Here is a 26,175-nt window from a genome sequence, read left to right as displayed (position 1 = left end):
GTATCCGCCGGAATCTCGAAAGCGTCCGGTCACCATTCCGCTTGCCCATGGATAAAAGCCGCGGTCAGGTGACGCCGCCGCCCTCCCAGGGGGTGCGCATGGTCACCAGTTCCTCGGCCGCCGTGGGGTGGACGGCCAGCGTCATGTCGAAGTCGCGCTTGGTCGCGCCCATGCGCACCGCGATGGCCAGACACTGGATCATCTCGCCGGCGCCCTCGCCGAAGATGTGGACGCCCAGCACCCTGTCGGTGGCCTTCTCCACCACGATTTTCATCAGGGTGCGGTCGACCGAGCCCGACAACGTCGCCTTCATGGGCCGGAAATTGGTCTTGTAGACGGTCACCTCGCAGCGGCTGCGGGCCTGCCCCTCCGTGAGGCCGACGGACCCGATCTCCGGCGTGGTGAAGACGGCGGAGGGCACGAGCGAGTGGTCGACCTCGGTGGGTCGGCCGCCATAGACCGTATCGGCGAAGGCGTGCCCCTCCCGGATGGCGACCGGGGTCAGGTTCACCCGGTTGGTGACGTCGCCCACCGCATAGACCGACGCCGCCGTGCTGCGCGAGGCGCGGTCGACCCTGATGGCCCCGGCGGCGTCCACCTCCACGCCCGCCTCGGCCAGCCCAAGGCCTGCGGTGTTGGGGACCCGGCCCGTGGCGTAGACCACGCGCTCGCAGGCGATCGCGTCGCCGGTGGTGAGGTTGACGGCGATGTTGCCGACCCGCCCGTCGATGCTGGCGATCTCCGCCCCGGCGACGATCCGGACGCCGCCATAGGGCAGATGCGCCGTGAGGGCGTTGCGCATGTCCTCGTCGAAGCCGCGCAGCACCTTGTCGGCGCGCAGCACCAGCGTGACCTCCGACCCGAGCCGGGCCAGGAGGCTGGCGAACTCGACCGCGATATAGCCGCCGCCGGCGATGACGACCGATTTCGGCAGGCTCTCCCACTCGAAGATGTCGTTCGACGTCTCGACCAGCCCGCAGCCCTTGATGGCGTTCGGCACGAAGGGGTGCGCGCCCACGGCGACCAGGATGCGCTCGGCCGTGACGCGCGAGCCGTCGGCGAGGCGCACCGCGTTCGGACCCTCCAAGACGGCGCGGCCCGGGACCAGCGTGGCCCCCGAGCGCTCCAGATTGGCGCGGTAGGCGCCCTCCAGGCGGACGATCTCCTTGTCCTTGGCGGCCTTGAGGGCGGCGAATTCGAAATGCGGCTCGGGGACGGACCAGCCGAAGCCGGCGGCCTCCTCGAACTCGGCCGCGAAGCGGCTGGCGTAGACATAGAGCTTCTTGGGAACGCAGCCCCGGATGACGCAAGTGCCGCCGATGCGGTGCTCCTCCGCCACCATGACCCTGGCGCCGTAGCCGGCCGCGATCCTGGCGGCGCGAACGCCGCCGGACCCTGCGCCGATCACGAAAAGATCCACGTCGTAGCCGGACATCAGGTTCTCCCGGCGGCGGCGGCGGCGGCGCGCCGTCCCGCTCACGTTTCGAGGGCGCGCCCGCGCTGGGGCCGGCGCGCGCTAAAGGCGGCGCGCAAGCGTCAGAGCTCGACGCCCTTCTTCTTCATCTCGGCGCGGACCCGGCCGATCATGAACTCCGACAGCCGCTGGCTCCAGGCCTGCATCTGGCCGAACAGCTCGTCCATGACGGGCGGCTGGGCGGCGACGTATTTCTGGCCCGAGGCGGACTTGTAGAAGGCGGCCACGTCCTTCAGCTCCGGCTCGCTGAGGCGGGAGGCGAAGATGCGCGCGGCGGCGTTGAGGATGTCCTCGCGCTGGCCGTCGAATTCCGGCTTCAACCGTCCGAGGACCTCGGTGAGGTCCTTGCCGATCTCCGGGCGCGTGGTGAGCAAGTTGGACTTCATCTGCTCCATGAACTGCGGGACCATCGACTCAAAGGAGCGCGACAGGCCGGAGGCGACCACCACCTCGCGGGCGACCGCCAGATGGGTCGCGGTGGGCTGCGTCGCCTGCTGGGCGACGGCCGGGGCGCCGGCGAGGGCCAGGGCGAGGCCGGCGGCGGCCAGCATGGACTTCAAGGGGCGGCTCCTGGACGTGTGAAGGATGTCGGACACGCTGCGTCTCCTGTCTGTGATTCGCGCGGGGCGCGACGAAGGGTGATGAGGGATCACGGCGTCAGCCGAGGTCGCCGATGACTTTGACGCCTTGCGCGGTCGCCAGGATGGCGGCGTCCGCGAGGCCGATGAAAAGGCCGTGCTCCACCAGGCCGGGCACGCCGTCCAGCCGGGCCGCCAGGGCGTCCGGGTCGGGAATGCGGCCGAGGGCGGCGTCGAGCACGAGATGCCCGCTGTCCGTCCGCACGGCCGCCCCGTCCGGACGGCGGCGCAGGGCGAGTTCGCCCGCGCAGTCCGTCGCGGCGAAAACCTTCTTGATGGCGACGCGCGTGGCGCCGAGGCCGAACTCGACGACCTCGAGCGGCAGGGGAAAGCGCCCCAGCGTCGCCACGAGCTTGCTGTCGTCGGCGATGACGATCATCCGCCGCGAGGCGTTGGCGACGATCTTCTCGCGCAGATGCGCGGCGCCGCCGCCCTTGATCAGGCGCAGGTCGCCGTCGACCTCGTCCGCGCCGTCGACGGTGAGGTCGAGCTCGGGCGTCTCGTCGAGGGTGGTCAGCGGCACGCCGAGCGATGCAGCCTGCGCGCGGGTGGCCTCGGAGGTCGGCACGCAGACGACCTTCAGGCCGTCGCGGACGCGCTCGCCCAGCAGGTCGACGAAGTGCCTGGCGGTGGAGCCGGTGCCGAGCCCCAGCCGCATGCCGGGCTCGACCAGCGCCACGGCCCGGGCGGCCGCCTCCCGCTTGAGATCCTCGACGCTCACGGCCGAGCCGCTGTGGCGGCGCGGGCCGGACGGGCGACGGACGCCCGCGTCTGGCCGGGGCGCCTGAGAACGAGGCGTCGCCGCTCGGGCGCCGCGCGATGGTCGATCATGCCGATGTCCGCTCTCAATGGCGCGAGCGCGTGTTCGACGCTCGTGACGAGGATGCGCCGGCCCTCCGGGGAGGGTCGGCCGATGTCCCCTAGCACGCCAGCGGTGCGCCAGAAAAGAAGCGAGATCAAGGCTCGGCGGGCGGCGGACTCCGCGCGGGCCCCTGGGATCAGGGCTTGCGGACGGCTCCGGTCGTCTCGCCGCCCGCGCCGGTGCGGGCCGAGGCGTCGGCGACCGCGCCCTTTTCGGACGGGGTGCAGACCACGCGCTCGTCGAAGACGTAGCAGACGCTCATCGCGCCGGTGCGTGTGTCGACCCGGAACACGCCGCCCTCGCGCTCGTGGCGGGACGAGACGAGGCTGTATTCGGACGGCTCCTGCTTGCCGGCGCCGTCGCCGGCGGGGAAGCACAGCGTCACCCCGAACGTGCCTTCCTTCTGCCCGTACTGGCAGGCGCCGACCTCGCCGGTGACGCGGTCGATCCGGTAGATCCGGTTCAGATCGGTCTGCGGGGCGGGAATGAACTCGAATTGGCCGGCCATGGCCGGGGCCACGCCGGACGCGAGCGCCACCAGGGAAATCATGAGCCGCTTCATCGTCGCTAGGTCTCCAGAACCGTCGTCCCGCCGGCGGTCGCGCCGGTCGATTCGGCCCGCGCTGCGCGCTGCGGCCCCCGCGGCGACTCTGGGTCGCGATGGTTAATGAATGGTAACCGCCACTTAGCCCGGCGCGTTGACGCCGCCGCGACGATCCGGCACACAGCCAGCATGGCGAGACAACCGCTCACCGACCGCGCCACCGTGGTCTTCGACCTCGACGGGACGCTGGCCGACACGGCCGCAGACCTGATCGAGACCATGAACGTGCTGATGGTGCGCGAAGGCGTCGCGCCGGTGCCGGTCGAGCGGGCGCGCGACGTGGTCGGCGCGGGCGCGCGCGCCATGATCCAGCGCGGCTTCGCGCTGGGCGGCCAGGCGCTGGCGCCGGAGCGGCTGGACAGGCTCTTCGTCGACTTCCTCGACCACTACGCGCAGAACCTCGCCGTCAAGACGCGGCTCTTTCCCGGCGTGGAGGAGGCGCTCGACGCCCTGCAGGCCCATGGCCACCGGCTGGCGGTGTGCACCAACAAGGTGGAAAGCCACTCGGTCGCGCTCTTGGAGGCGCTGGGCGTGGCCGGCCGGTTCGCGGCGATCTGCGGCCGCGACACCTTCGCCTACGCCAAGCCCGATCCGCGGCACCTGACGCTGACCATCGAGCGGGCCGGCGGCGACCCGCGACGCGGCCTGATGGTGGGCGATTCGCGCACCGACATCGACACCGCCAGGGCCGCGGGCCTGCCGGCTGTCGCGGTGACGTTCGGCTACACGGACACGCCGGTCTCGGCCCTGGGGCCGGACCGGATCATCGACCATTTCGACGCGCTGCTCGACGCGGTGCGGGCGCTCGACCCGGATCTCGCGAGCGCGGTGGCCTGAGGTCCCGCGCCGCGCGCCGGCGTTCAGTGTCCCGCGTGGGCGTCCCCCGGCTTGCCGGCGGCCGGCTCTCCCGTCTTGGCCCCGATCGCCTGGACCCTGAACTCCACCGGAACCGCCCCGGCCTTCTCGAAGGTCAGCACGCCCTTGACGCTGTCGCCCGCCTTGAGGCCGTCCTTCAGGTCCATGAACATCACGTGATAACCGCCCGGCTTGAGCTCGACCACCTCTCCGGGAGGGATGGGCAGGCCCGCCGGGACCGGCCGCATGGTCATGACGCCGCCGGCGTTCGACATCTCGTGGATCATGACGCGGCCGGCGACGTCTGACGTGATCGACAGCAGGCGGTCCGGCGCCGTCCCGGCGTTTCGCACGGAGAGGTAGCCGCCCCCGACGGAGGCGCCGGGCGGCGTGGCGCGGGCCCAGGGGTGGTTGATGACGAGGTCGCCGGCCTTGTAGTCGTGCGCCAAGGCGGGCGCGGCCGGGACGGCTGCCGACAGCAGCGCGGCGGCGAGCAAAGTGCGGGTGATCATGACGTGACGCTCCGGGGCTGCGGGCCCCCTAATTCGAATCTCGTGAACGGGTTCAGGCGAGGCGTTCGGACTTGGGTGGAGCGCGCTGCGCCGCAGGCGCGGCGGGCGGAGGGCCGGAGGGGGCGAAACCGGCGGCGGCCAGCGACGGACCGCCGTCGGCGGCCTCGTGGCGCGGCCCAGGGACACGCCCCTCGGCGGGAGCCAGGAGGGCGCCGGCCGCATGGCATGCGGCGGCGAGGCAGCACTCGTCATGGCTGGAGGCGGGATGATGGGCCGGACCGGCGGGCGCCGGGGCGTCCCCGCCGCCCTGCTCGGTCAGGCACAGGACCGGCACGGCCGAGCCGGGGTGAGACGCCGCGTGCTGGGCCCAGGCGCCGGCGAGCGACTGCAGCGCCAGCGCATAGGCGAGCAGCACGGCCCCGATCAGCGTGAACCCGCTCCTCTGGCGCACCTTCGGCCCTCCGACGGACGCCGCCCGTCTCGGGGCGGCGTTCTCATGGGCGTTGGCCTAGCACGGGTCCGGCGCAGGGCCAATTGCGCTGCGACAAACTCGCGTCAAAGAGGGGCGGCCTTGGACGCGCCGCGCTGCTTTTTCTTCGAGCCGAAGCTCTTCATCATCTTCGAGATGCCGTGCTGGTTGCGCACGGTCGGGTTCGACTTGTCGATCGGCTCGGTGCGCATGGTGCTCTCGCCGCTGAGCGACGAACCGGCCGGAGCGCGGCCCGACTGGGCCGAAGCCGGCGCGGCCATGACGGCGGCGCCCAGAAGAGCGCAGGAAACGACGACGGCGCGTGTGCTGGTGCGGAACATGACATCCTCCCATGACGGGTCGCAAACTCAACCCGGTGGGGGAGCCGATCGTTCCTGAGAGGGCTTAAGAGGCGGCGGCGCTGGAGGCCGCCCGAAATGGTGGGCGCGACAGGGATTGAACCTGTGACCCCTCCCGTGTGAAGGGAGTGCTCTCCCGCTGAGCTACGCGCCCGTTCGGCGGCGGCGCTGGGCCGCTCTCTCGAACGTGGTGGGCCTTCTAGGCAGGCGCGCCGCGCAAGTCAAGCGCGCGGCGCCGGGCCGGGTCCCCGCCGCGACGCCCTGGGCCGCCCGGCGGCGACGGGAGCGTAAGCTCGACCGGCCGGCGTAATACGCCATGGCTACGCTTTCGCCGGCCCCAAAGCGGCCACATCGCCGCCATTGTGTGTTCTACTCGTCACGTCTGTGCGAAATGCAACAAACTGTGATGAAACCAAGTGCGAGGGTGTTGAATTCCTTAGCACACGCCGCGTAACGCTCAAGCCGCGCGGCGCCGCCGCCCTGTGTCAAAACCGAGACCGAAATCGAGGCAACCCTCATGCGCCGTTGGACCTTTGCGCTGTGCAGCGCCGCGGCAGGCCTGCTCCTGTCGGGCGCCGCCCACGCCTACCAGATCGATCCCCTCACCCGGCAGCCGCTCGTCGATACCTACCCGGAATCGGCCAAGCCGCAGGCGACGGCCGTCCCGCGTGAGACCGTGAGCTATGACGGGCGCTTCTCGCCCGGCACGATCGTGATCTCCACGTCCGAGCGGCGCATGTACTACGTGCTGGGCGACGGCAAGGCCGTCCGCTACGGCATCGGCGTCGGCCGCCCGGGCTTCGAGTGGTCGGGCGTCAAGACCGTCACGATGAAGCGCGAGTGGCCGGATTGGCGTCCGCCGTCCGAGATGCTGCGCCGCCGCCCCGACCTGCCCCGCTACATGCCGGGCGGTCCGGACAACCCGCTGGGCGCGCGCGCCATGTATCTCGGGACCTCGCTCTACCGCATCCACGGCTCGAACGAGCCGGAGACGATCGGCCAGGCCGTGTCCTCGGGCTGCATCCGCATGGTCAACGAGGACGTGATCGATCTCTACGAGCGCGTGAAGGTCGGCGCCAAGGTGATCGTGCAGCACTGAACCCTCGCGGGTTCTGGCGAAGAGGCCGGCCGTCGCGCCGGCCTTTTTCGTGCGCGGTCCTCAGCTCAGCGGCGGCGGACCGGATCGCGGCTCAGGCCTTTCTCGGCGAGTTCGGCGAGGTAGGCGGCCCATTTCTCGCCATGCCGGTCGCCGAGTTCGCGCAGATAGGTCCAGCTGAAGAGGCCCGTCTGGTGCATGTCGTCGAAGACGAGCCGCACCGCGTAATTCCCCACGGGCTCCACCCCGATAATCTGGACGCCGCTCTTGCCCGGCACGGTCTTGCGCTCGCTGGCGGCGTGGCCCTGCACCTCGGCGCTGGGGCTCTGGGTGCGCAGATACTCCGCCGAGAGGTCGAACGCGGCCCCGTCGTCGAAGGCCACGTGCAGCGTCCGCTTGTCCTTGGACAGCCGGATTTCGGTCGGCCACACTGTCGACATGGCGTGATCCTCATCTGAGCGGCGCACGGGCGCAGGCGCCTGACATCCCTTGCCAGCGACCCTATATCGGGCAAGATGCCGCCCGTCACGCGGGCCGCCCCGCACCGAAATCGAGAAACATGTCCGAATCCATCCGAGTCCCCTCGCCCGCGCAGCCTCTCGTCGACCCCTTCGGGCGGTCGATCACCTATCTGCGCGTCTCCGTGACGGACCGGTGCGACTTCCGCTGCGTCTACTGCATGTCGGAGGACATGACGTTCCTGCCCAAGAAGGACCTGCTGACGCTGGAGGAGCTCGACCGGCTGTGCAGCGCCTTCGTGCGCCAGGGCGTGCGCAAGCTGCGCATCACGGGCGGCGAGCCGCTGGTGCGCCGGGACATCATGACCCTGTTCGCCAACCTGTCGCGCCACCTGCAATCGGGCGCGCTGGAGGAGCTGACGCTGACCACGAACGGGTCCCAGCTCGCCCGCTACGCGGCCGACCTGGCGGCCTGCGGGGTGAAGCGCATCAACGTGTCGCTGGACACGCTGGACCCGGACAAGTTCAAGGCCATCACCCGGCGGGGCGATCTGGGCGTGGTGCTGAAGGGCGTCGAAGCCGCCCAGAAGGCCGGCATCGCCGTGAAGGTGAACGCCGTGGCGCTGAAGGGCGTCAACGAGGACGAGGTCGAGCGGATGATCAACTGGGCCCATGCGGGCGGCATGGACATGACCTTCATCGAGGTCATGCCCATGGGCGACATCGAGCCGGACCGCTTCGACCAGTACTGGCCGCTGAAGCAGCTGCGCGCCCGGCTGATGGAGACCTACACGCTGGAGGACATCCCCTACCGCACCGGAGGGCCGGCGCGCTATGTGCGCGTCAAGGAGACCGGCGGGCGGATCGGGTTCATCACGCCGCTGACGCATAATTTCTGCGAGAGCTGCAACCGCGTGCGCGTGACCTGCACGGGCACGCTCTATATGTGCCTCGGCCAGGAGGACGCGGCCGACCTGCGCGCGCCTCTACGCGCCTCCGAGAGCGACGAGCCGCTCGACGCGGCCATCGCCGCTGCGATCGCGCGCAAGCCCAAGGGCCACGACTTCATCATCGACCGCGAGACCTCCCGCCCGGCGGTGGGGCGGCACATGAGCGTGACGGGCGGCTGAGGCCGCCGACCCTCACGACGACCAGTTGTGCTTGAAGTCCGGATAGAGCGTCAGGCCGCCGTCGATGAAGAGCGACTGGCCGGTGATGTAGCGCGCTTCGTCCGAGGCCAGGAAGGCGTAGGCCGGGGCCATGTCCTCCGGGTCCGCCGCGAACCCCATCGGGATGTGGCTCTCCACCGCGCGGCGCTTCTGCGGATCGTCGCGCCAGGCGTCGTTCATGGCCGTGACGGTGGCGCCGGGGCCGATGGCGTTCACCCGCACGCCCTTGTCGGCGAACTCCAGCGCCAAAGTGCGGGTGAGATGGCCGAGGCCGGCCTTCGACATCGCATAGGCGGCGTAGCCGGGCTTGGGAATGACCTGATGCACGCTCGACGTGTTGAGGATGACGCCGCCGCCGGGCCGTCCGAGGAAGTGCCGGATGGCGATGCGCGACGCCATCGCGGGGCCCTCCAGGTTGACGGCGATGATGCGGCCGATGTCTTCCGCCGTCATGGTGTCGCCCGGCGTCTCGCTCTGGACGCCGGCGTTGTTGACCAGGATGTCGAGGCGGCCCCAGGCGGAGACCAGCGCGGCGAACATCGCCTCCAGATCCTGCTCCCTGGACACGTCGCCCACCTCGATGCGGTGGGCGGCCTGGGGCAGGCCCGCCTGCGCGGTGGCGGCGTTCAGCGCCTCCAGGGTCTCGCGCGCCGCGTCAGGATCGTTGCGGTGATTGATCGCCACCACGGCGCCCTCCTGGGCGAAGCGGATCGCGACCGCCTTGCCGATGCCGCGCGAGCCGCCGGTGACGAGCGCATGCCGGCCGGCGAGGCGTTGGGGGAACTGGGGCACTGGCGTCTCCTGGGCGCGGCGGGATCGGACGAAGCGCGGGAGGAACCCGCGTTCAAGCAGAGCGCAAACGGGTGACCAGGAGGTCGAGTTCCGATCCGAACGCGTTCGACTGCTGGGCGAGCAACTTCGAGCGCCGGCGCATCTCGCCGCCCGACTTCTCCAGCGCGTCCATGGCGTCGCGCACGCTGTGGGCGGCGTCGCCCACGGTGGCGGCCATGCGGGCCGCGTCCTGCGCGCCGGTCGCGATGGCGTTGGTGGCGGCGCTCTGCTCCTCCACGGCCGAGGCGATGACGGAGGCGATGTCCGACACCTGGTCGATGGAGCCCACCATGGTGGAGATCTGGTTGACCGAGGCCTGCGTGGCGGCCTGGATGGCGTGGATCTGGTTGGCGATGTCGTCGGTGGCGCGGCTCGTCTGCGCCGCCAGGGACTTCACCTCCGAGGCGACCACCGCAAAGCCCCTGCCGGTTTCGCCGGCGCGCGCCGCCTCGATGGTGGCGTTGAGGGCGAGGAGGTTCGTCTGCGCCGCGATCTCGGAGATCAGCCCGACGACCGACCCCACCCTTTCGACCGCGCCGGCGAGTTCGCGCATGGTGCGGGCCATCTCGGCCACGTCCATGGAGGCCTGCTGGGTGATGTTGAGGCTCTTTTGGACCTGTTCGCCGATATCGGCGATCGAGCGCGACAGGGTCTCGGTGGCGTCGGCCGTGGCGGTCACCCGGTCGGCGCTGTCGCGCGAGGCGCGGTCGGCGCGGTCGACCTCGGTGCGGGCCCGATCGGAGGCGTTGAGGGTCTCGGCCGCGGTCGTCTCGACGGCTTCGGCGGCCTGCGTCAGCGCGGTCGAGACGCCGCCCGCCGAGGTCGTGAAGCCGATGAGGGCCTCGTCCACCCGCGCGCGCCGCTCCTCCAGGCCGTGCTTGAGGTCCGCCTGCTCCACCGCCATGGCGTTGAGCGCGTCGACGGCCACGTAGCGGATGACGGCCGCGCATTCGTACGCGACGCGCCGGCCCGAGAACCTGTGCTTGCGGCCGATCAGATCGAACAAATGGGCGCTGAGCGTGACGGCGGTCGCCAGCCTGATGCGCGGCCCGTAGCCGTCGCGCATCTCGCGCCCGATGGTCTCGCGCAGGCGCTCCACATAGGCTTCGTCCATCCGCCCGTCGAACATGCGGGCGTAATAGTCGGACTGGAAGCCCACATAGGCTTCGGCATGCCGCTGGGCGAATTCGCTGAAGCCGGGAAGCGCGTTCCAGCTCTGGTAGTATCCGCGCAGGACGCCGTCGACGTCGCGCGCCACCAGCGGCTGCAGTCCGCGCACGATGGCGGCGGTCCGGTCGTCGATGGCGAACGCCTTCTGACGCGAACGAAGATCGTCGAGGAACGACATCGAGCCCTGCTGAACCTTTCAGTGGCCAGGATGCTAGGGCGCCTAGCTTAACGAGCGCCTAAGCAGGTCTAGCTCCTGCGGTTGAAAAATGTCATTTCACAGTCAATGGTCGTGGCCGCACGCGCCGTCCGACGACGGTCTTTTTTCTCCGGGCGGCAATGCGCCCGCGCGGCGCCCAAGCGCATGCGGATGGGATAGGGTCCGGCTCCCCGCCCGCGCATGTCCCCGAGACCGATGTCCACCTTCGTCCAGAACCGCCGCGGCGTCCTCGCGATGCTCGCCGCCATGGCGGTCTTCACCACCAGCGACGCCCTGATGAAGCTGGTGCGCACCGCCCTGCCGCCCGGCGAGGTGGTGTTCGTGCGCGGGCTCTTCGCGGTCCTGTTCAGCGTCGCCCTGCTGGTGGGGATGGGCCATGTGCGCGACGCCCGCCGCGTGCTGGCCGGACCGGCGGCCCTGCGGGCCGGCGTCGAGGCGATCGTGGCGCTGTGCTTCGTGACGGCGCTCGGCCACATGGCGCTGGCCGACCTGACGGCGATCGGCCAGTCCTCCCCCATCCTGATCGCGGTGTTCTGCGCCGTGACCGGGCTGGAGCCGATGGGCTGGCGGCGCTGGGCGGCCGTGCTGACGGGTTTCGCCGGCGTGCTGCTGGTGGTCAGGCCCACGGGCGAGAGCTTCGACGTCTACACGCTGGTGGCGCTGCTCTCCGCCGTGTTCGTCGCCGTGCGCGACCTGGTGACGCGGAGGATCCATCCCTCCGTGCCGACCGCGGCGGTGCTGGCGGCGACGTCGACAGCCGTGTGCGCCGCGGGCGCGGTCCTGGGCCTCGCGGAAGACTGGATCGCGCCGACGCCCGCCCAATGGGCCGGGCTCGGCGGCGCGGGACTGGCGGTGGCGCTGGGACATCTGTGCGTCATCACGGCGTTCCGGGGCGTCGACGTCACGGTGGTGTCCCCGTTCCGCTACAGCGTGATCGTCTGGGCGATCCTGGCCGGGGCGGCCGTGTTCGGCGAGATTCCGGACGCCACGACGCTCGCGGGCGCGACGCTGGTGGTGGGCAGCGGCGTCTACACGGTGCATCGCGAGCGCATCCGGGCGCGCGACGCCGCACGGGAGCTCGGGACGGCGGACGCCTGAGGCGAGCTTTCGCGTTCCGCGCGCTAGCCCGGTTTTCGCCATGATGTTATAGCGATCAGGCTTGACGGCGCTCTCCATTGTGAAGAAGAGGGCCCGTCTGACAAGAAACGTCCGAAGGGCGGTTTCGAGGAGGGGTGTAGGTGTCGGGTTTGCTCGGACTGAGCCGTCTGATCGACGGAATGAATACGCGCATCGGACGATGGGTCAGCTGGCTGATCGTCGTCGCCGTCGTGGTCTCCACCAGTAACGCCGTCATCCGCAAGCTCTTCGACATGTCGTCGAACGCGTGGCTCGAGTTGCAGTGGGTGCTGTTCGGCATCGTCTTCCTGCTGTGCTCGCCGTGGACGCTCCTGAGCAACGAGCACATCCGAATCGACATCGTGAACAGCATGCTGCCCAAGCGCGGCCGCGACTGGATCGACGTGATCGGCCATGCGCTGTTCCTGCTGCCGCTCACGATCGTGATGCTGATCACCTCCGTGCCCTTCGCGCTGCGCAGCCTGAACATCAACGAGCAGAGCGCCAATGCGGGCGGGCTGCCGCAATGGCCCTCCAAGATGCTGCTGCCGATCGCCTTCTTCCTGCTGTTCCTGCAGGGCGTGTCGGAACTCATCAAGCGGGTGGCCATCATGCGGGGCCTGCTCGCCGACACGGCGTCGGGCGGCGGCCATCATGCGGCGGCGGAGGCCGAAGCGGAGCGCCTGCTGGCGGCCGCGGGGCTGGAGCCGCCCAAGCCCGTCCACTGACGACACTCTCAGGCGGGCCGGCTGCGCCGACCGCCCCCGCGCCCAGCGCATCGCCTCTCCGGGATCTCTCCCCATGACCGCATTCCTGATCGAGAACATGGCGCCGATCATGTTCGGCGCTCTCGTGCTCTTCCTCCTGCTGGGCTACCCGGTGGCGTTCGCGCTGGCCGCCAACGGCCTGTTCTTCGCGCTGCTCGGCATCGAGCTGGGGCTGTTCCGCCCGGACTTCCTGCAGGCGCTGCCGGAACGCGTCTACGGGGTGATGAACAACGACACCCTGCTGGCCATCCCATTCTTCACCTTCATGGGGCTGATCCTCGAACGATCAGGCATGGCGGAGGACCTGCTGGACACCATTGGCCAGCTCTTCGGCCCGGTGCGCGGCGGCCTCGCCTATGCGGTCGTCTTCGTGGGCGCGCTGCTGGCGGCGACCACCGGCGTGGTGGCGGCCTCGGTGATCTCGATGGGCCTCATCTCGCTGCCGATCATGCTGCGCTACGGCTATGACCGCAGGCTGGCCTCCGGCGTCATCGCGGCCTCCGGCACGCTGGCGCAGATCATCCCGCCCTCGCTCGTGCTCATCGTGATGGCCGACCAGCTCGGCCGCTCGGTCGGCGACATGTATGAGGGCGCGTTCATCCCCGGCATCGTGCTGGCGGCCCTCTATGCGGGCTACGTCTTCCTGGTCGGCGTGTTCAACCCGAAGGCGGCGCCCGGCCTGCCGCCCGAGGCGCAGACCCTGCAGGACGCCGACGGACAGACCCGGCGCCTCTCGGTGCTGGTGGTGACGGTGATTTCCGGGGTGATCGGCTATCTGACGATCAGCAACTTCACCAAGGTGGGCGCCGGCGCCGACTTCGTCGTCCTCACCATGACGGTGGCGGTGGCGGTGTCCTTCGTCATCGCGGTGGTGAACAAGATCTCCGGCCTGGGGCTGCTGTCGCGCATGGCGGAGCAGACCGTCTTCGTGATGGTGCCGCCGCTCGGCCTCATCTTCCTCGTGCTGGGCACGATCTTCATCGGTCTCGCGACCCCGACGGAAGGCGGCGCGATGGGGGCGGCCGGCGCGATGTTGCTGGCCATCGCCAAGCGCCGGCTGACCTGGGAGCTCGTCCGTCAGGCGACCGAGTCCACCGCCAAGCTGTCGGCCTTCGTGGTGTTCATCCTGGTCGGCGCGCGCGTGTTCTCGCTCACTTTCTTCGGCGTCAGCGGGCATGTCTGGGTGGAGCACCTGCTCACCTCGCTGCCGGGCGGCCAGGTCGGCTTCCTGATCTTCGTAAACCTGCTGATCTTCATCCTGGCGTTCTTCCTCGACTTCTTCGAGCTCGCCTTCATCGCCGTGCCGCTGATCGGGCCCGTCGCCGACAAGCTCGGCATCGACCTGATCTGGTTCGGCGTGATGCTGGGCGTGAACATGCAGACCTCGTTCATGCACCCGCCCTTCGGCTTCGCGCTGTTCTACCTGCGCTCCGTGGCGCCCCGCGAGCCCTACAAGGACCGGGTCACCGGCGCGACGATGGAGCCGGTCACGACCGGGCAGATCTACTGGGGCGCGGTGCCGTTCGTGGTGATCCAGCTCATCATGGTGGCGCTGGTGCTGCTCTTCCCCAGCATGGTGATGCACTACAAGAACAGCGGGCCCGTGGTGGACCAGAAGAAGGCCATGGAGCAGCTCGACAACCTCACGCCCAAGATGGACGACGCGCCGCCGGCGCTCGACTTCGGGACGCCGCCGAAGATCCAGTGAGGATGCTGGATCCGAGCATGCGAAAAGGCCGGGGCGACCCGGCCTTTTTCATGCGCCCGCGCCGCCTTTGAGGCGGCTTACAACCCGCTCAAGGGGGCCAGCGTCACGGCTTTCGGATCCTGAGCGTGGCCGGGCAGTTCGCCCGTGGCCTCGATGGTCTCCAGCGCGCGGCGGATAAGGCGCAGCCCCATGGGGGCGAGCTCGCGCTTCCAGAGCGAGCCGGCGTCGTCGTCGGGGTAGACGAAGCACCATTCCTGCTCGCCGACGAGGCCGTCGTCCCAGCCGTCGGCGAGGTGATAGATGGAGCCGCCCGCAATGGGGTCGCGGGCCTTGATGGTCCACTCCACGGCCGCGATGCCGCGGTGGCGCGGCAGCAGCGACGGATGGTAGCCGAACGCCTCCTTCGCCCTCGCCCGCGCGTCGGCGTCGATGAAGGCGTGGCAGTGCGCCGCGATCATGGCGTCGAACGGGCCGCCGGGCAGCAAGTCCGCGCCGACCCGCTTGGGGTTGTCGAGCAGCCTGTGGGGCGCTCCCTTCTCGATCGCCAGCTTGCCGAGCTGGTCCTCGCCGTTCGTCCCGATCACGAAGACCTCGTCGCCGCGGTCGAGCAGGATGTCCAGCACGCGCGCGGCGAACCACCGGGATCCGATCAGGGCGACTCTCATGCGGCTCAATCCCATGCTGGTGGACGTCGTTTTCTTCATAGCGCGGCGAGCCGGGACGTGAACCCCCGTTCGCTGCAGCGCAGCATGAACCGGCGCGAGGCTCCCCAACAAAAAGCCCCGGGACTGGCCCGGGGCTTTCTGCGATCGGTGAGGCCGGCGTCCGCTCAGCCGCGGGCGCGCGCCCGGATCATGAAATTGTCGTAGGTGAACTCGGCGACCTGGAACCAGAGATATTCCTCGTTCCGGTAGGCGATCATCGCGTTGATGGCCTTCTTGAAGTCCTCGTTCTTGGCGCTGATCTCGGCGTAGAGCTCGTTGGAGGCCTTGAGGCAGGCTTCCATCACTTCCTGCGGGAAGGGACGCAGCTGCACGCCGGCGCCGACGAGGCGCTTGAGGGCGCCCGGGTTCTGCATGTCGTAGCGCGCCTGCATCCAGGTGTTCGCCGCCGTGCAGGCGTTGAGCAGGATGGCCTGGTAGTGCTTGGGCAGCGCGTTGAACTTCTCCTGGTTGAAGAAGGCGTGCACGGTCGGGCCGCCTTCCCACCAACCGGGATAGTAGTAGTAGGGCGCGACCTTGTTGAAGCCGAGCTTCTCGTCGTCATAGGGGCCGACCCACTCGGCCGCGTCGATGGTGCCCTTCTCGAGCGCCGGGTAGATGTCGCCGCCGCCGATCTGCTGCGGCACCGAGCCGAGCTTCTGCAGCACCTGGCCGGCGATGCCGCCGATGCGCATCTTGAGGCCGCTCAGGTCCGCGGAGGTCTTGATCTCCTTGCGGAACCAGCCGCCCATCTGGGTGCCGGTGTTGCCGCAGGGCGCGCCGACGACATTGTACTTCTTGTAGAACTCATTGAAGAGCTCATTGCCGCCGGCCTGGAACAGCCAGGAGTTCTGCTGCCGGGCGTTGAGGCCGAACGGGACCGACGCCGCGATGGCGAAGGTCGGGTCCTTGCCGACATAGTAGTAGGAGACGGTGTGGCAGGCCTCGACGGTGCCGTTCTGCGTGGCGTCGAGCGCCTGCAGGGCGGGCACGATCTCGCCGGCGGAGAACACCTGAATCTGGAACTTGCCCTCGGTCATCTCGGCGACCTGCTTCGCCATGTACTCGGCGCCGCCATAGATCGTGTCGAGGGACTTGGGGAAGCTGGAGGTGAGGCGCCACTTCACCTCGGGGCTGGACTGGGCGATGGCGGGCGCGGCCACCGCGCTGGCCGCAAGGCCCACGCCAGCGGTCTGAATAAACTGACGACGCTTCATTCTGAGTTCCCTCCGATGGCCTCTCGAGGAGGCCAGAAACCGATGTCGTTTTTTGATGACCGCGGCCGCGCTCGGGAAAGCTGGACGCAGGGCGCCGAATGTGGACCATCGTTTCCGGCGGGGCAAATGCACCGCCGGGGATCGAACCACGCCAAGCGTGGCGCAGCTATGCGACGGGCGCGGGACGATGGCAAGAGAGGACTGCGAAAAAGGTGAGTTTCGCCCCCATTCGCCGCCACACTGGGCGGCGGGGGCGCAGATCGCGCCGTTTGATCGCGTTTTCAGGAGCGGAAGGTGTTCGCATCCGTCTCGGCTCGGGACCTCATCGCGGCGGCGGGGGCTTATGACCTGGCCTTCGCGCTGTTCCACCTGGGCTTTCCGCTGATCTTTCGCTGGCGCAGCCGGCTGGGAAAGCTCGACCCGGTGAACCGGGCCGTCGTGCAGACGCTCAACCTCATGCTGGTCTTCGTCTTCGCGGGCGCCGGCGCGGGCCTGGCGGCGAAGCCCGAGGTCATCGCGGCCGACCCGCTCGGGCGCGGACTGCTGTTCCTGGGCGCCGGGTTCTGGCTGGTCAGGGCGGCCCTGCAGCCGGTGATGTTCGGGCTGCGGCATTGGGCGTCGAAGCTGATCTTCCTCGTATTCCTCGCCGGCGCCGCCCTGCACGCCGCGCCGGCCTGGCCGTAGACGACGCTCGTCACTCGATGACGATCTTCGGCGCGGGCCGCGCGCTGGCGGCGCCGCCCTCCAGCCCGGCCCAGACCTGATCGGCGATGGCCTTGTAGGCCTGCGCATGCGGGCCGTCCGGCGCGGTTGCGACCACCGGCAGGCCTGCGTCGGACTTCTCGCGGATCTCCATGTCGAGCGGCACCTCGCCCAGGAAGGGGACGCCGAGCCGGGCCGCCTCGTCGCGCGCGCCGCCATGGCCGAAAATGTCGGACCGGCCGCCGCAATGCGGGCAGATGAAGGTCGACATGTTCTCCACAATCCCCAGCACCGGCACGTCCGTTCGGTTGAACATGGCGATGCCGCGCCGGGCGTCGATCAGCGCGAGGTCCTGGGGCGTCGAGACGATCACCGCGCCGGCCAGCGCCACGGCCTGCGCCATGGTGAGCTGCGCGTCGCCGGTGCCGGGAGGCATGTCGACCACGAGGACGTCCAGGTCTCCCCAGGCCACCTCGCGCAGCATCTGCTGCAGGGCGGACATCACCATCGGGCCGCGCCAGATGACGGGCGTCTCGTCCTCGATCAGGAAGCCGATCGACATGATCTTCAGACCGTAGCGCTCGAGCGGCTTCATGATCTTGCCCTCGAGGATCTCGGGCTTCTCACGCAGGCCGAAGAGCTTGGGCATGGACGGGCCGTAGATGTCGGCGTCGAGCACGCCGACCTTGAGGCCGCGGGCGGCGAGCCCGAGCGCCAGATTGGCCGCGGTCGTGGACTTGCCGACGCCGCCCTTGCCGGACGCGACGGCGATGATGCGCTTGACCCCGGGCACGCCCGCGCGCGCCGTGGCGGCCGTCGCGCGCGGGCCCGGCGCGGCGGGGCCCGGAGAGCCGCCCGCGGCCCCCGGCGCCCGCTCAGCCGTGAGCGTGGCCAGCACGGCCTCAACGCCGGGAAGCGCCTTGACGGCCGCCTCCACGGCCTTTCGCATCGGCTCGGCGGCGGCGGCGCGGGACGGGTCCGCCGCGAGCGAGAGGTACACTTTCGCGCCCTGGATCGAGAGGCCGGAGAGCGCGCCGCTCTGGGTGATGGGCGTGCGCCCGTCGGGTCCGGGAACCCGCGCGAGCGCGGCGAGGACGTCCTTCTCGGTGACCAACGGCTCACTCCTCACGGGAAATGCTGCTTGCCTCACGGCGAATGCTGCTTGGCGCCCCACCGGGGGCGCTGCGATCGGCGGCGCGCGCCCGCACTAGGGTCCGGACGCCGCCGCCTCTATGTAAAGATCGGCCGGCGCCGGTCAATGACGCGGCGCCCTGGGAAGAGGAGTCCGCCATGGAGACCGAAAGCGGGTCGCAGCGCGCGCCCGGAGCCGTGCTGGGCGTGATCCTGGCCGGCGGGCTGTCCTCCCGGATGGGGCGCGAGAAGGCCTTCGTGGAGTTAGGCGGCCGGCCGCTGCTGGCCCATGTGGTCGAACGGTTCGGGCCGCAGGTGGACCGGCTGGCGCTCAACGCCAATGGCGACGCCGCCCGTTTCGCGCCGTTCGGACTGCCGGTGGAGCCGGACCGGCACGGCGACAATCCCGGGCCGCTGGCCGGCGTGGCCGTCGCCATCGCGCTGGCGCGGCGCGACGGCTATTCGGTCGTGGCGACCTGCCCGTCGGACGCGCCGTTCCTGCCGCTGGACGCCGTCGCGCGGCTGCGGGACGCCCTGACCGCGGAAATGGACGTGGCGATCGCCGGCGGCCCGAACGGGCTGGAGCCGCTCTTCGGGCTCTGGCGGGTCCGGGCCGGGCCGGCCGTGGAGGCCGCGCTCGCGGAGGGACGGCGGGCGGTCCATCGCGTGCTGGCGGGCCTCGCGCACCGGATCGTCCCGTTCCCGGCGGGCGACGGCCCGGATCCGTTCTGCAACCTGAACACCCCGGAGGAGCTGTCGGCGGCGCAAGCGCTGCTGGCTTCGCAATAAACCGCATTGCCGCAACCCGGGCGCTGCGCATAATGCCAGCGCAATCGTGAGCCCGGCAGGGCCGCCACTTCTCAAAGCAGAGCCGTGAACAAGAGCCTGCCTATCGCCATCCTGGCGGCCCTGCTCGCAGGCGCCCCGATCTCGCCGTCGCGCGCCGCGGACTGGGCCACCATCCGCATCGCCACCGAGGGCGCGTATCCTCCGTTCAATTTCGTCGAGGACGACAAGCTGCAGGGCTTCGAGATCGACGTCGCCAAGGCCCTGTGCGAGCGCATGAAGACGGAGTGCGTTTTCGTGCTGGACGATTGGGACGACCTCATCCCCGATCTGAAGAAGCGCAAGTTCGACGCCATCGTGGCTTCGCTGGAGATCACCGAGGAGCGCCGGCAGAAGATCGCGCTGACCAAGCGCTACTATCGCACGCCCGCCGTCTTCATGGCCCGCAAGGACACCGACCTGACCGCTGTCACGCCGCAGGCCCTGAAGGGCCGCAAGCTCGGCGCGATGAGCGGGACGGTGTACGCCACCTATCTGGAGGATCTCTACAAGCCCGGATCGGAGATCAGCCTCTACGCCAACCAGGACGAGGCGAGCCTCGATCTCGCCCTCGGGCGCATCGACGCCGTGCTGGGGGACAAGATCGCCTTGACCGAATGGCTGAAGCGCGGCCAGGAGGCGAGTTGCTGCGCCTTCCTGGCGGACGCGCCGGACGACGTCTCCTATTTCGGCGAAGGCTACGGCATCGGCCTGCGCAAGGCCGACGGCGACCTGAAGCGCCTGTTCGAAGAGGCGCTGGACGGTATCCAGGCGGATGGAACCTATGCGCGCATCCGTGCCCGGTACTTCCCCTTCGACGTGAAATAGCGGGCAGGCTTTGCCCGACAAATCAGCGGCTTCCTCCGGCAAGGCTGTTGCGTCGCGCAAAGCGGCGGTGTCCAATGCGCCACCATCGTCCCAATAAGGTCAAGCTGGAGGCGCTCAGCGCCCCTGGAGCAAGACGGGACGGTCGAACGAGCCCCGCGCATAGCGGGACCATTGGAGGGATTTCGATATGAAGACCATTCGCATCGCTGCCGTCGCCGTCGCGGCCCTTTTGGCCGCCGCGGGCATCGCGCAGGCGCAGCAGAAGGAATGGAAGGAAGTCCGCGTCGGGACGGAAGGCGCCTACCCGCCCTTCAACAACCTGAACGCCAAGGGCGAACTCGAGGGCTTCGAGATCGACTACGTCAACGCCCTTTGCGACAAGATGAAGATCAAGTGCACCTGGGTGGCGCAGGACTGGGACGGCATCATCCCGGCGCTGCTGTCGGGCAAGTACGACATCATCGCGGCCGGCATGAACGCCACCGACGAGCGCAAGAAGAAGGTCGACTTCACGGCCGTCTACACCCGCACGCCGATCTCCGTGATCGCCGCCAAGAGCGTGACCAGCACGGACACCTCGCCCGCCGCCCTGAAGGGCAAGTCCATCGGCGCGCAGAGCTCGACCGTGCACGCCAACTACCTGGAGAAGTTCTACTCCGGCTCGTCGGTGAAGCTCTACCCGACCCAGGAAGAGGCCAATCTGGACCTCAAGAACGGACGCCTCGACTACATCGTCGCCGACATGCTCTCGCTGGAGGACTTCATCAACGGCCAGGGCAAGGATTGCTGCAAGTTCGTCGGCGAAGTGAAGCGCGACCCGGCCATCCACGGCCCGGGCGTCGGCATGGCGGTCCGCAAGGAGGACACGGCGCTGCGCGACATGTTCTCCAAGGCGATCGAGGAGTCGCTCAAGGACGGCACGCACAAGAAGATCGCCGACAAGTACTTCAAGATCAACATCATGGTCGACTGAGGCCCGCGGCCTCGCTTGACGCGACACGACGCGGAGCGGCCCAGCGGGGCCGCTCCATTCGCCTGACGCCGGCCGGTCCCGACCGGCGTCCCCTCCCCGCCTGACCTGCGCGGCGCCATGGATTACTACCTGAACCTCCTCGCCTGGGGCGACAAAGGCTGGGGGGACGAGCTGGCCCGCGGCGCGCTGGTGACCATCACGCTGGCGCTCGCCACGCTGCCGTTCGGGGTGGCGCTGGGGCTGCTGGTGGCCCTGGCGAAGCGATCCGACAGCAGCGTGCTGCGCGCGTTCGGGACGTTCTACACCACCGTCTTTCGCGGCGTGCCGGAGCTTCTCACGCTCTACATCGTCTATTTCGGCCTGCAGCTCGGCCTGCAGAAGCTCTGGAAGAGCGTCGGCCTCTCCGGCAACATCGAGATGCCCGCCTTCGTGGCCGGCATGATCGCGCTGGGCCTGGTGCTCGGGGCGTTCTCCTGCGAGGTCTGGATCGGCGCGCTGAACGCCATCCACAAGGGCCAGCGCGAGGGCGCCTATGCGCTGGGCCTGAGCAAGGGGCTGGCCTTCCGCCTCGTGGTGGCGCCGCAGCTGCTGCGCGTCGCCCTGCCCGGCCTCGGCAACAACTGGATGGTGCTTTTGAAGGAGACCTCGCTCGTCTCCGTCATCGCCCTGCCCGACCTGATGTTCTGGACCGGGCGGGCCAATGTGGTGACCAAGGAGCCCTTCCTGTTCTTCGGCGCGGCCTGCCTGATCTACATGCTGTTCTCGGTCTCCTCCGCCTGGGGGATCTCCAAGCTCGAGGACCGGACCAATCGCGGCTTCGTCTCCGGCGCGGGGCGCGGCCGATGAACTGGTGCCAGTATCCCGGCTACGTCATCGGCAACGAGGCCCTGACCAATTACGGCTGCCGCATCTTCGGCGGGCTCGGAACGACGATGCAGCTCGTCGCGATCTCGATCGTGCTCGGCTCGGCCCTGGGGCTGGCGATCGCGCTGGTGCGCCTCTATGGCGGTCCCGTCGCGTCCGGGATCGCCACCGCCTACACCACCTTCTTCCGCGGCACGCCGCTGCTGGCGCAGCTGTTCCTGTGCTACTACGGCGCCGGCCAGTTCCGCCCGTTCCTCGACAGCATCGGGCTGTGGACCTATTTCCGCGAGGCGTTCTTCTGCGCCGCCTTCACCTTCACGCTGAACACCGCCGCCTACCAGGCCGAGATCTATCGCGGCTCCATCCAGTCGGTGCATCGGGGCCAGTGGGAGGCGGCGCGGGCGCTCGGCATGAAGGCGCGCCACATCTTCTGGAAGGTCGTCGCGCCCCAGGCCGCCATGGTGGCGCTGCGGCCCCTCGGCAACGAGCTCGTCATCATGGTGAAGTCCTCGGCCGTGGCGTCGCTGGTCACCATCCTGGACCTGATGGGCTCCACCCGCTTCGCCTTCGCGCGCTCCTTCGACCTGATGGTCTATGTCTTCGCCGCGGTCCTCTATCTGCTGATCGTTGAAATCATCCGCCGTGTGTGGGACGTCGCCGAGCGGCGCTTGACGCGGCACCTGTCTCACGCCTGATATCGGCCGCCCGGTTCCGGCCGGCCCTGATCCCTCACCGTCTCCGGGAGCGCCGCGGCGCGACCCGCGCAGGAGTTTCGATATGGCGAAAGTCGCGTTCCTCGGCCTCGGCGTCATGGGCTACCCCATGGCCCGCCACCTCAAGGCGAAGGGCCATGAGGTGACCGTCTACAATCGCACCTTCGCAAAGGCGCAGACCTGGGTGAGCGAGAATGGCGGCATGGCCGCCCGCACCCCCAAGGAGGCGGCCGCCGGGCAGGAGATCGTGTTCGCCTGCGTGGGCAATGACGACGACCTGCGCTCGATCGTGCTGGGCGAGGACGGCGCCTTCGCCGGCATGGAGAAGGGCGCGACCTTCGTCGACCACACCACCGCCTCGGCCGAGGTGGCGCGCGAGCTCTACGCCAAGGGCCAGGAGCTCGGCCTGCACTTCATCGACGCTCCCGTCTCGGGCGGCCAGGCCGGCGCCGAGAACGGCGTGCTGACCGTGATGTGCGGCGGCGACGAGGACGTCTTCGCCAAGGTCGAGCCCGCCATCATGAGCTTCGCCCGCGCCTGCCGCCGGCTCGGCCCTTCGGGCGCGGGCCAGCTCACCAAGATGGTCAACCAGATCTGCATCGCCGGCCTCGTGCAGGCGCTGTCGGAGGGCGTGCATTTCGCCAAGAAGGCGGGCCTCGACGTGGAGGGCGTCATCGAGACGATCTCCAAGGGCGCGGCGCAGTCCTGGCAAATGGAGAACCGCTACAAGACCATGAACGCCGGCCAATTCGAGTTCGGCTTCGCGGTCGACTGGATGCGCAAGGACCTGTCGATCTGCCTCGCCGAGGCCCGCCGCAACGGAGCGCACCTGCCCGTCACGGCGCTGGTCGACCAGTTCTACTCCGAGGTGCAGAAGATGGGCGGCTCCCGGTGGGATACGTCCAGCCTCGTGGCGCGCCTCGACAAGTAAGGCGGGTCACTCCGACGTCGGCGCCGCCCAGGGCCGCGCCGCCGCGTCGCGGGACCGGAACGCCTCGATGGCGGGACGCTCGGCCAGAGTGAGGTCGATGTCGTCCCAGCCGTTCAGGAGCTGCGTCTTCCACACCGGGTCGATCGCGAAGGGCACGACCAGGTTGCCGGCCGTCACCGTCTGGGCCGCGAGGTCGACCCGGACCACGCGGGCGTCCTGCACGGCCGAGGACGCCAGCAAGGCCTCCGCGTCCTCCTCCGAGACGAGCGCCGGCACGAGGCCGTTCTTCACCGCGTTCGACGCGAAGATGTCGCCGAAGCTCGGCGCCACGACGCAGCGCACGCCGAAATCGGCCAGCGCATAGACGGCCGCCTCGCGCGACGAGCCGCAGCCGAAATTGCGCCGCGCCACCAGCACGGCCGCGCCGGCCCGGCGCGGGTCGTCGAGCGCGGCGGCGGGCGAGACTTCGGCGCCGGCGCGCAGATCGTGCAGCAGGAAGGGGCCGTAGCCCTCGCTGCGCGGCCGCTTCATGAAGCGGGCCGGGATGAGCTGGTCCGTGTCGACATTGGCCAGCGCCAGCGGGACGGCGGCGGTCTCGATGATCTCGACGGGGGTCATGGGCGGCCCTCCTGCGGGACTGTGCGCCCCGCCAGCAGGTCGCGGGCGTCGGCGAGGCGGCCGGCGACGGCGGCGGCCGCCACCATGGCGGGCGACATCAGATGGGTGCGCGAGCCCGGACCCTGCCGGCCCTTGAAATTGCGGTTGGTGGTGGAGGCGCAGCGCTCGCCGGGCGGCACGACGTCGCCGTTCATGCCGACGCACATCGAGCAGCCCGAGTCGGCCCATTCGAGGCCGGCGTCGCGGAAGATGCGGTCGAGCCCCTCCTCTTCGGCTTGGCGCTTGACGGCCGAGGACCCCGGCGACACCAGCCCGGGGACGACGGCCTTTCGGCCCGCCAGCACGGCCGCGGCGGCGCGCAGGTCCTCGATGCGGCCATTCGTGCAGGAGCCGATGAAGGCCCGGTCGATGCGGATCGAGCTGAGCGGCGCGCCGGGCTTCAGGTCCATATAGGCGAGCGCGTCGCGCACTCCCTGCGCGCGGCTCTCGTCGGCGATGCGGGCGGGATCGGGCACGACGCCGTCGATGGGCGCGGCGTGCTCGGGGCTGACGCCCCAGGTGACCGTGGGGGCGATGTCGGCGCCGGCCAGGGTCACCTCGCGGTCGAACGCCGCGTCGGCGTCGCTGGCCAGGCCGCGCCAGTCCTCCACGGCGGCGTCGAACGCGGCCCCTTGCGGGGCGAACGGGCGCCCCCGCAGCCAGACGAAGGTGGTCTCGTCCGGGGCGACGAGGCCGAGCCGGCCCCCCGCCTCGATGGAAAGGTTGCAGAGGGTCATGCGCCCCTCCATCGACAACGCCCTCACGGCCGAGCCGGCGTATTCGATGGCGCAGCCCTGCGCGCCGTCGGCGCCGATCCGGGCGATGATGGTGAGGGCGACGTCCTTGGCGCCGACGCCTGGCGCCAGCGGGCCATCGACCGCGATGCGCATGCGGCGCGGCTTCTTCTGCCAGAGCGTCTGCGTCATCAGCACATGCGCGACCTCGGACGCGCCGATGCCGAAGGCGTAGGCCCCCAAGGCGCCATGCGTCGAGGTGTGGCTGTCGCCGCACACGACGGTGAGGCCAGGCAGAGTGAGCCCCTGCTCGGGGATGGCCACATGCACGATGCCCTGGCGCGGATCGTGCAGGCCGATCAGCCGGACGTGATGGCGCGCGGCGTTGGCGGCGAGCTGGTCGACCATCCGGGCGATCTCGGGATTGTCCGGCCGGCCGGCCCGGCCGCGCGTCGGCACGTAATGGTCGGCGATCGCGAAGGTGAGCTCCGGACGGGCCACCGCCGCGCCGCGCCTCTCCACCTGGTCGAAGGCGTGGAACGAGCCCTCATGCAGCAGATGCCGGTCGATCCAGAGCAGGCTGACGCCGTCCTCGCGGGTGAGGACCACATGGGCGTCCCAGAGCTTGTCGATGATGGTGCGGCTCATGGCGGGTTCTTCCGAGGTCTGCCAGGCGACCGTCCGAAAGGCGCTTGACGGGACCATGTTGTATCATACTGTAGACAAATAGAAGTCCTATCGAGAGGGTGAATTGGCCGGAGTCGAGCTGCCCAAGGCCCGCCAGGTCTATCTGGTGCTGCGCGAGCGGATCGCCAGCGGCGGGCTCTCGTCGGGCGACGCCCTTCCGGGCGAGCAGGCGCTCGCGGCCGAGCACAGCGTGTCGCGGATCACGGTGCGCCGCGCGCTGGCCGAGCTGGAGCGCGAGGGGCTGATCGACAGGCGCCGGGGCGCCGGGACCTTCGTCACCTCCCGCCATGCGGCCAAGCCCGTGGTGGCGGACCTCGCGGACGTCCTCACCAACCTCATCCAGATGGGCCGCTCCACCGACGTGCGGCTGCTGGCCTTCGGCTATCAGGACCCCTCCGCGGCGGTGGCCGAGGCGCTTCGCCTCGCGCCCGGCGAGCGGGTGCAGCGCTCGGTGCGGGTGCGCATCATCGACGGCGAGCCGTTCAGCTTCCTGACCACGCAGGTGCCAGAGCGCATCGGCGTGACCTATTCGGAAGGCGAGCTCGCCTCTCGGCCGCTGCTGGCGCTTCTGGAGCGCTCGGGCGTGCTGGTGGACCGGGCGACGCAGGAGATCAGCGCCGTGCTGGCCCCGCCCGAGGCGGCGGCGGCGCTCGGCGTGGACATCGGCTCGGCCCTGATCGCGCTGACCCGCGTGGTCTATGACGGTGACGGGCGCGGCGTGGAGCATCTCTCGGCCCTGTACCGGCCCGACCGCTACGCGTTCCGCATGGACCTCACCCGCACGGGCGCGAATGGCGGGCGGCGCTGGGCGCCGACGAGCGTGGCCAACGACGCGGCGCCGGCCGAGACCAAGCCTTCATCCAGGAAGCGGGGACCCAACTCCCGCGTTTGACGCACGACCATTTGG

At 69.9% G+C, this 26,175-nt stretch carries 29 protein-coding genes and 1 tRNA gene; 14 read left to right on the top strand and 16 right to left on the bottom strand.

What is annotated here, in order from left to right; all coding sequences use genetic code 11:
• Positions 1-64 precede the first annotated feature (64 nt).
• From gorA to ABEG18_RS04825, 4 genes are all read right to left on the bottom strand, one after another.
• A complete protein-coding gene (gene gorA, locus ABEG18_RS04840) occupies positions 65-1,435 on the bottom strand; it encodes a glutathione-disulfide reductase (RefSeq protein ID WP_406856965.1) in 1,371 nt (456 codons plus the stop codon).
• 101 nt (positions 1,436-1,536) lie between these two features.
• Positions 1,537-2,070, bottom strand: a complete 534-nt coding sequence (locus tag ABEG18_RS04835; protein ID WP_406856964.1) for a DUF2059 domain-containing protein — start codon at positions 2,068-2,070, stop codon at positions 1,537-1,539.
• A gap of 61 nt (positions 2,071-2,131) precedes the next feature.
• Positions 2,132-2,833 (bottom strand): ribose-5-phosphate isomerase RpiA, encoded by a 702-nt coding sequence (gene rpiA / locus ABEG18_RS04830; protein ID WP_406856963.1) that lies wholly within the window; start codon positions 2,831-2,833, stop codon positions 2,132-2,134.
• A gap of 277 nt (positions 2,834-3,110) precedes the next feature.
• Positions 3,111-3,536: a hypothetical protein gene (locus ABEG18_RS04825; RefSeq protein ID WP_406856962.1), complete on the bottom strand. Its 426-nt coding sequence runs from the start codon at positions 3,534-3,536 to the stop codon at positions 3,111-3,113.
• Positions 3,537-3,707: 171 nt separating this feature from the next.
• Here ABEG18_RS04825 and gph point away from each other — a divergent pair, with 171 nt between their 5' ends.
• Entirely contained in the window at positions 3,708-4,415 is a 708-nt protein-coding gene (gph, locus tag ABEG18_RS04820; protein WP_406856961.1) for a phosphoglycolate phosphatase, read from the top strand.
• 23 nt (positions 4,416-4,438) lie between these two features.
• Here the strand turns inward: gph and ABEG18_RS04815 are convergent, their stop codons facing one another.
• From ABEG18_RS04815 to ABEG18_RS04800, 4 genes are all read right to left on the bottom strand, one after another.
• Complete coding sequence (locus tag ABEG18_RS04815) at positions 4,439-4,945, bottom strand: copper chaperone PCu(A)C (RefSeq protein ID WP_406856960.1); 507 nt, start codon at positions 4,943-4,945, stop codon at positions 4,439-4,441.
• 52 nt (positions 4,946-4,997) lie between these two features.
• Positions 4,998-5,396: a hypothetical protein gene (locus tag ABEG18_RS04810; protein ID WP_406856959.1), complete on the bottom strand. Its 399-nt coding sequence runs from the start codon at positions 5,394-5,396 to the stop codon at positions 4,998-5,000.
• A gap of 104 nt (positions 5,397-5,500) precedes the next feature.
• On the bottom strand, positions 5,501-5,755 hold the full coding sequence (locus ABEG18_RS04805) for a hypothetical protein (protein WP_406856958.1): 255 nt from the start codon (positions 5,753-5,755) through the stop codon (positions 5,501-5,503).
• Between the two features lie 97 nt (positions 5,756-5,852).
• Positions 5,853-5,927, bottom strand: a tRNA-Val gene (locus ABEG18_RS04800).
• Between the two features lie 363 nt (positions 5,928-6,290).
• Between ABEG18_RS04800 and ABEG18_RS04795 the strand changes: the two genes are divergently transcribed.
• On the top strand, positions 6,291-6,872 hold the full coding sequence (locus ABEG18_RS04795; protein ID WP_406856957.1) for a L,D-transpeptidase: 582 nt from the start codon (positions 6,291-6,293) through the stop codon (positions 6,870-6,872).
• 65 nt (positions 6,873-6,937) lie between these two features.
• On the opposite strand, the gene ABEG18_RS04790 is transcribed toward ABEG18_RS04795, so the two are convergent.
• Entirely contained in the window at positions 6,938-7,309 is a 372-nt protein-coding gene (locus ABEG18_RS04790; protein ID WP_406856956.1) for a gamma-butyrobetaine hydroxylase-like domain-containing protein, read from the bottom strand.
• A 119-nt stretch (positions 7,310-7,428) separates the two neighbouring features.
• Between ABEG18_RS04790 and moaA the strand changes: the two genes are divergently transcribed.
• Positions 7,429-8,457: a GTP 3',8-cyclase MoaA gene (moaA, locus tag ABEG18_RS04785; protein ID WP_406856955.1), complete on the top strand. Its 1,029-nt coding sequence runs from the start codon at positions 7,429-7,431 to the stop codon at positions 8,455-8,457.
• Positions 8,458-8,469: 12 nt separating this feature from the next.
• On the opposite strand, the gene ABEG18_RS04780 is transcribed toward moaA, so the two are convergent.
• Positions 8,470-9,288 (bottom strand): glucose 1-dehydrogenase, encoded by an 819-nt coding sequence (locus tag ABEG18_RS04780; RefSeq protein ID WP_406856954.1) that lies wholly within the window; start codon positions 9,286-9,288, stop codon positions 8,470-8,472.
• Positions 9,289-9,340: 52 nt separating this feature from the next.
• The gene (locus ABEG18_RS04775) at positions 9,341-10,675 is read right to left on the bottom strand and encodes a methyl-accepting chemotaxis protein (protein ID WP_406856953.1); all 1,335 of its coding nucleotides are present in this window, start codon (positions 10,673-10,675) and stop codon (positions 9,341-9,343) included.
• A gap of 234 nt (positions 10,676-10,909) precedes the next feature.
• Here ABEG18_RS04775 and ABEG18_RS04770 point away from each other — a divergent pair, with 234 nt between their 5' ends.
• From ABEG18_RS04770 to ABEG18_RS04760, 3 genes are all read left to right on the top strand, one after another.
• Entirely contained in the window at positions 10,910-11,812 is a 903-nt protein-coding gene (locus tag ABEG18_RS04770) for a DMT family transporter (RefSeq protein ID WP_406856952.1), read from the top strand.
• 140 nt (positions 11,813-11,952) lie between these two features.
• The gene (locus tag ABEG18_RS04765) at positions 11,953-12,558 is read left to right on the top strand and encodes a TRAP transporter small permease subunit (protein WP_406856951.1); all 606 of its coding nucleotides are present in this window, start codon (positions 11,953-11,955) and stop codon (positions 12,556-12,558) included.
• Positions 12,559-12,631: 73 nt separating this feature from the next.
• Positions 12,632-14,305 (top strand): TRAP transporter large permease subunit, encoded by a 1,674-nt coding sequence (locus tag ABEG18_RS04760; protein WP_406856950.1) that lies wholly within the window; start codon positions 12,632-12,634, stop codon positions 14,303-14,305.
• A 77-nt stretch (positions 14,306-14,382) separates the two neighbouring features.
• On the opposite strand, the gene ABEG18_RS04755 is transcribed toward ABEG18_RS04760, so the two are convergent.
• Both ABEG18_RS04755 and ABEG18_RS04750 read right to left on the bottom strand, forming a co-directional pair.
• Entirely contained in the window at positions 14,383-14,970 is a 588-nt protein-coding gene (locus ABEG18_RS04755; RefSeq protein WP_406856949.1) for a formyltransferase family protein, read from the bottom strand.
• Between the two features lie 164 nt (positions 14,971-15,134).
• A complete protein-coding gene (locus ABEG18_RS04750) occupies positions 15,135-16,223 on the bottom strand; it encodes a TRAP transporter substrate-binding protein (RefSeq protein ID WP_406856948.1) in 1,089 nt (362 codons plus the stop codon).
• A gap of 294 nt (positions 16,224-16,517) precedes the next feature.
• Between ABEG18_RS04750 and ABEG18_RS04745 the strand changes: the two genes are divergently transcribed.
• Complete coding sequence (locus ABEG18_RS04745) at positions 16,518-16,907, top strand: hypothetical protein (RefSeq protein WP_406856947.1); 390 nt, start codon at positions 16,518-16,520, stop codon at positions 16,905-16,907.
• A 10-nt stretch (positions 16,908-16,917) separates the two neighbouring features.
• Here ABEG18_RS04745 and ABEG18_RS04740 read toward each other — a convergent pair whose 3' ends face one another.
• Positions 16,918-18,039 carry an Mrp/NBP35 family ATP-binding protein gene (locus ABEG18_RS04740; RefSeq protein ID WP_406856946.1) on the bottom strand — a complete coding sequence of 374 codons (1,122 nt, stop codon included), beginning with the start codon at positions 18,037-18,039 and terminating at the stop codon, positions 16,918-16,920.
• Between the two features lie 176 nt (positions 18,040-18,215).
• Between ABEG18_RS04740 and mobA the strand changes: the two genes are divergently transcribed.
• The 6 genes from mobA (at position 18,216) to ABEG18_RS04710 (ending at position 23,190) form a co-directional block, all read left to right on the top strand.
• Positions 18,216-18,845, top strand: coding sequence for a molybdenum cofactor guanylyltransferase MobA (gene mobA / locus ABEG18_RS04735; protein ID WP_406856945.1), 630 nt, complete (start codon positions 18,216-18,218; stop codon positions 18,843-18,845).
• A gap of 84 nt (positions 18,846-18,929) precedes the next feature.
• Positions 18,930-19,709 carry a transporter substrate-binding domain-containing protein gene (locus tag ABEG18_RS04730; protein ID WP_406856944.1) on the top strand — a complete coding sequence of 260 codons (780 nt, stop codon included), beginning with the start codon at positions 18,930-18,932 and terminating at the stop codon, positions 19,707-19,709.
• A gap of 187 nt (positions 19,710-19,896) precedes the next feature.
• Positions 19,897-20,682: a transporter substrate-binding domain-containing protein gene (locus tag ABEG18_RS04725; RefSeq protein ID WP_406856943.1), complete on the top strand. Its 786-nt coding sequence runs from the start codon at positions 19,897-19,899 to the stop codon at positions 20,680-20,682.
• A 117-nt stretch (positions 20,683-20,799) separates the two neighbouring features.
• Positions 20,800-21,528 (top strand): ABC transporter permease, encoded by a 729-nt coding sequence (locus tag ABEG18_RS04720; protein ID WP_406856942.1) that lies wholly within the window; start codon positions 20,800-20,802, stop codon positions 21,526-21,528.
• Positions 21,525-22,241: an ABC transporter permease gene (locus ABEG18_RS04715; RefSeq protein WP_406856941.1), complete on the top strand. Its 717-nt coding sequence runs from the start codon at positions 21,525-21,527 to the stop codon at positions 22,239-22,241. Before ABEG18_RS04720 ends, ABEG18_RS04715 begins: the two co-directional genes overlap by 4 nt.
• An 82-nt stretch (positions 22,242-22,323) precedes the next feature.
• Complete coding sequence (locus tag ABEG18_RS04710) at positions 22,324-23,190, top strand: NAD(P)-dependent oxidoreductase (RefSeq protein ID WP_406856940.1); 867 nt, start codon at positions 22,324-22,326, stop codon at positions 23,188-23,190.
• Between the two features lie 6 nt (positions 23,191-23,196).
• Here ABEG18_RS04710 and leuD read toward each other — a convergent pair whose 3' ends face one another.
• The gene (leuD, locus tag ABEG18_RS04705; RefSeq protein WP_406856939.1) at positions 23,197-23,808 is read right to left on the bottom strand and encodes a 3-isopropylmalate dehydratase small subunit; all 612 of its coding nucleotides are present in this window, start codon (positions 23,806-23,808) and stop codon (positions 23,197-23,199) included.
• A complete protein-coding gene (gene leuC / locus ABEG18_RS04700) occupies positions 23,805-25,229 on the bottom strand; it encodes a 3-isopropylmalate dehydratase large subunit (RefSeq protein ID WP_406856938.1) in 1,425 nt (474 codons plus the stop codon). The genes leuD and leuC overlap by 4 nt, the downstream gene beginning before the upstream one ends.
• 103 nt (positions 25,230-25,332) lie before the next feature.
• Here leuC and ABEG18_RS04695 point away from each other — a divergent pair, with 103 nt between their 5' ends.
• Entirely contained in the window at positions 25,333-26,160 is an 828-nt protein-coding gene (locus ABEG18_RS04695; protein WP_406856937.1) for a GntR family transcriptional regulator, read from the top strand.
• Positions 26,161-26,175 lie beyond the last annotated feature (15 nt).

Source organism: Alsobacter sp. KACC 23698, from assembly GCF_045348435.1.
Taxonomy (GTDB): domain Bacteria; phylum Pseudomonadota; class Alphaproteobacteria; order Rhizobiales; family Beijerinckiaceae; genus Alsobacter.
The sequence above is the reverse complement of the archived record's forward strand: the minus strand, read 5'-3'. Positions and strand labels throughout refer to the sequence as shown.

Bases quoted from the DNA above. Each gene is read 5' to 3' on its own strand.
- gorA (WP_406856965.1), bottom strand. From the start codon at position 1,435: ATGTCCGGCTACGACGTGGATCTTTTCGTGATCGGCGCAGGGTCCGGC.
- ABEG18_RS04825 (WP_406856962.1), bottom strand. From the start codon at position 3,536: ATGAAGCGGCTCATGATTTCCCTGGTGGCGCTCGCGTCCGGCGTGGCC.
- gph (WP_406856961.1), top strand. From the start codon at position 3,708: ATGGCGAGACAACCGCTCACCGACCGCGCCACCGTGGTCTTCGACCTC.
- ABEG18_RS04815 (WP_406856960.1), bottom strand. From the start codon at position 4,945: ATGATCACCCGCACTTTGCTCGCCGCCGCGCTGCTGTCGGCAGCCGTC.
- ABEG18_RS04805 (WP_406856958.1), bottom strand. From the start codon at position 5,755: ATGTTCCGCACCAGCACACGCGCCGTCGTCGTTTCCTGCGCTCTTCTG.
- ABEG18_RS04795 (WP_406856957.1), top strand. From the start codon at position 6,291: ATGCGCCGTTGGACCTTTGCGCTGTGCAGCGCCGCGGCAGGCCTGCTC.
- ABEG18_RS04790 (WP_406856956.1), bottom strand. From the start codon at position 7,309: ATGTCGACAGTGTGGCCGACCGAAATCCGGCTGTCCAAGGACAAGCGG.
- moaA (WP_406856955.1), top strand. From the start codon at position 7,429: ATGTCCGAATCCATCCGAGTCCCCTCGCCCGCGCAGCCTCTCGTCGAC.
- ABEG18_RS04775 (WP_406856953.1), bottom strand. From the start codon at position 10,675: ATGTCGTTCCTCGACGATCTTCGTTCGCGTCAGAAGGCGTTCGCCATC.
- ABEG18_RS04770 (WP_406856952.1), top strand. From the start codon at position 10,910: ATGTCCACCTTCGTCCAGAACCGCCGCGGCGTCCTCGCGATGCTCGCC.
- ABEG18_RS04760 (WP_406856950.1), top strand. From the start codon at position 12,632: ATGACCGCATTCCTGATCGAGAACATGGCGCCGATCATGTTCGGCGCT.
- ABEG18_RS04755 (WP_406856949.1), bottom strand. From the start codon at position 14,970: ATGAGAGTCGCCCTGATCGGATCCCGGTGGTTCGCCGCGCGCGTGCTG.
- ABEG18_RS04750 (WP_406856948.1), bottom strand. From the start codon at position 16,223: ATGAAGCGTCGTCAGTTTATTCAGACCGCTGGCGTGGGCCTTGCGGCC.
- mobA (WP_406856945.1), top strand. From the start codon at position 18,216: ATGGAGACCGAAAGCGGGTCGCAGCGCGCGCCCGGAGCCGTGCTGGGC.
- ABEG18_RS04725 (WP_406856943.1), top strand. From the start codon at position 19,897: ATGAAGACCATTCGCATCGCTGCCGTCGCCGTCGCGGCCCTTTTGGCC.
- ABEG18_RS04720 (WP_406856942.1), top strand. From the start codon at position 20,800: ATGGATTACTACCTGAACCTCCTCGCCTGGGGCGACAAAGGCTGGGGG.
- ABEG18_RS04715 (WP_406856941.1), top strand. From the start codon at position 21,525: ATGAACTGGTGCCAGTATCCCGGCTACGTCATCGGCAACGAGGCCCTG.
- ABEG18_RS04710 (WP_406856940.1), top strand. From the start codon at position 22,324: ATGGCGAAAGTCGCGTTCCTCGGCCTCGGCGTCATGGGCTACCCCATG.
- leuD (WP_406856939.1), bottom strand. From the start codon at position 23,808: ATGACCCCCGTCGAGATCATCGAGACCGCCGCCGTCCCGCTGGCGCTG.
- leuC (WP_406856938.1), bottom strand. From the start codon at position 25,229: ATGAGCCGCACCATCATCGACAAGCTCTGGGACGCCCATGTGGTCCTC.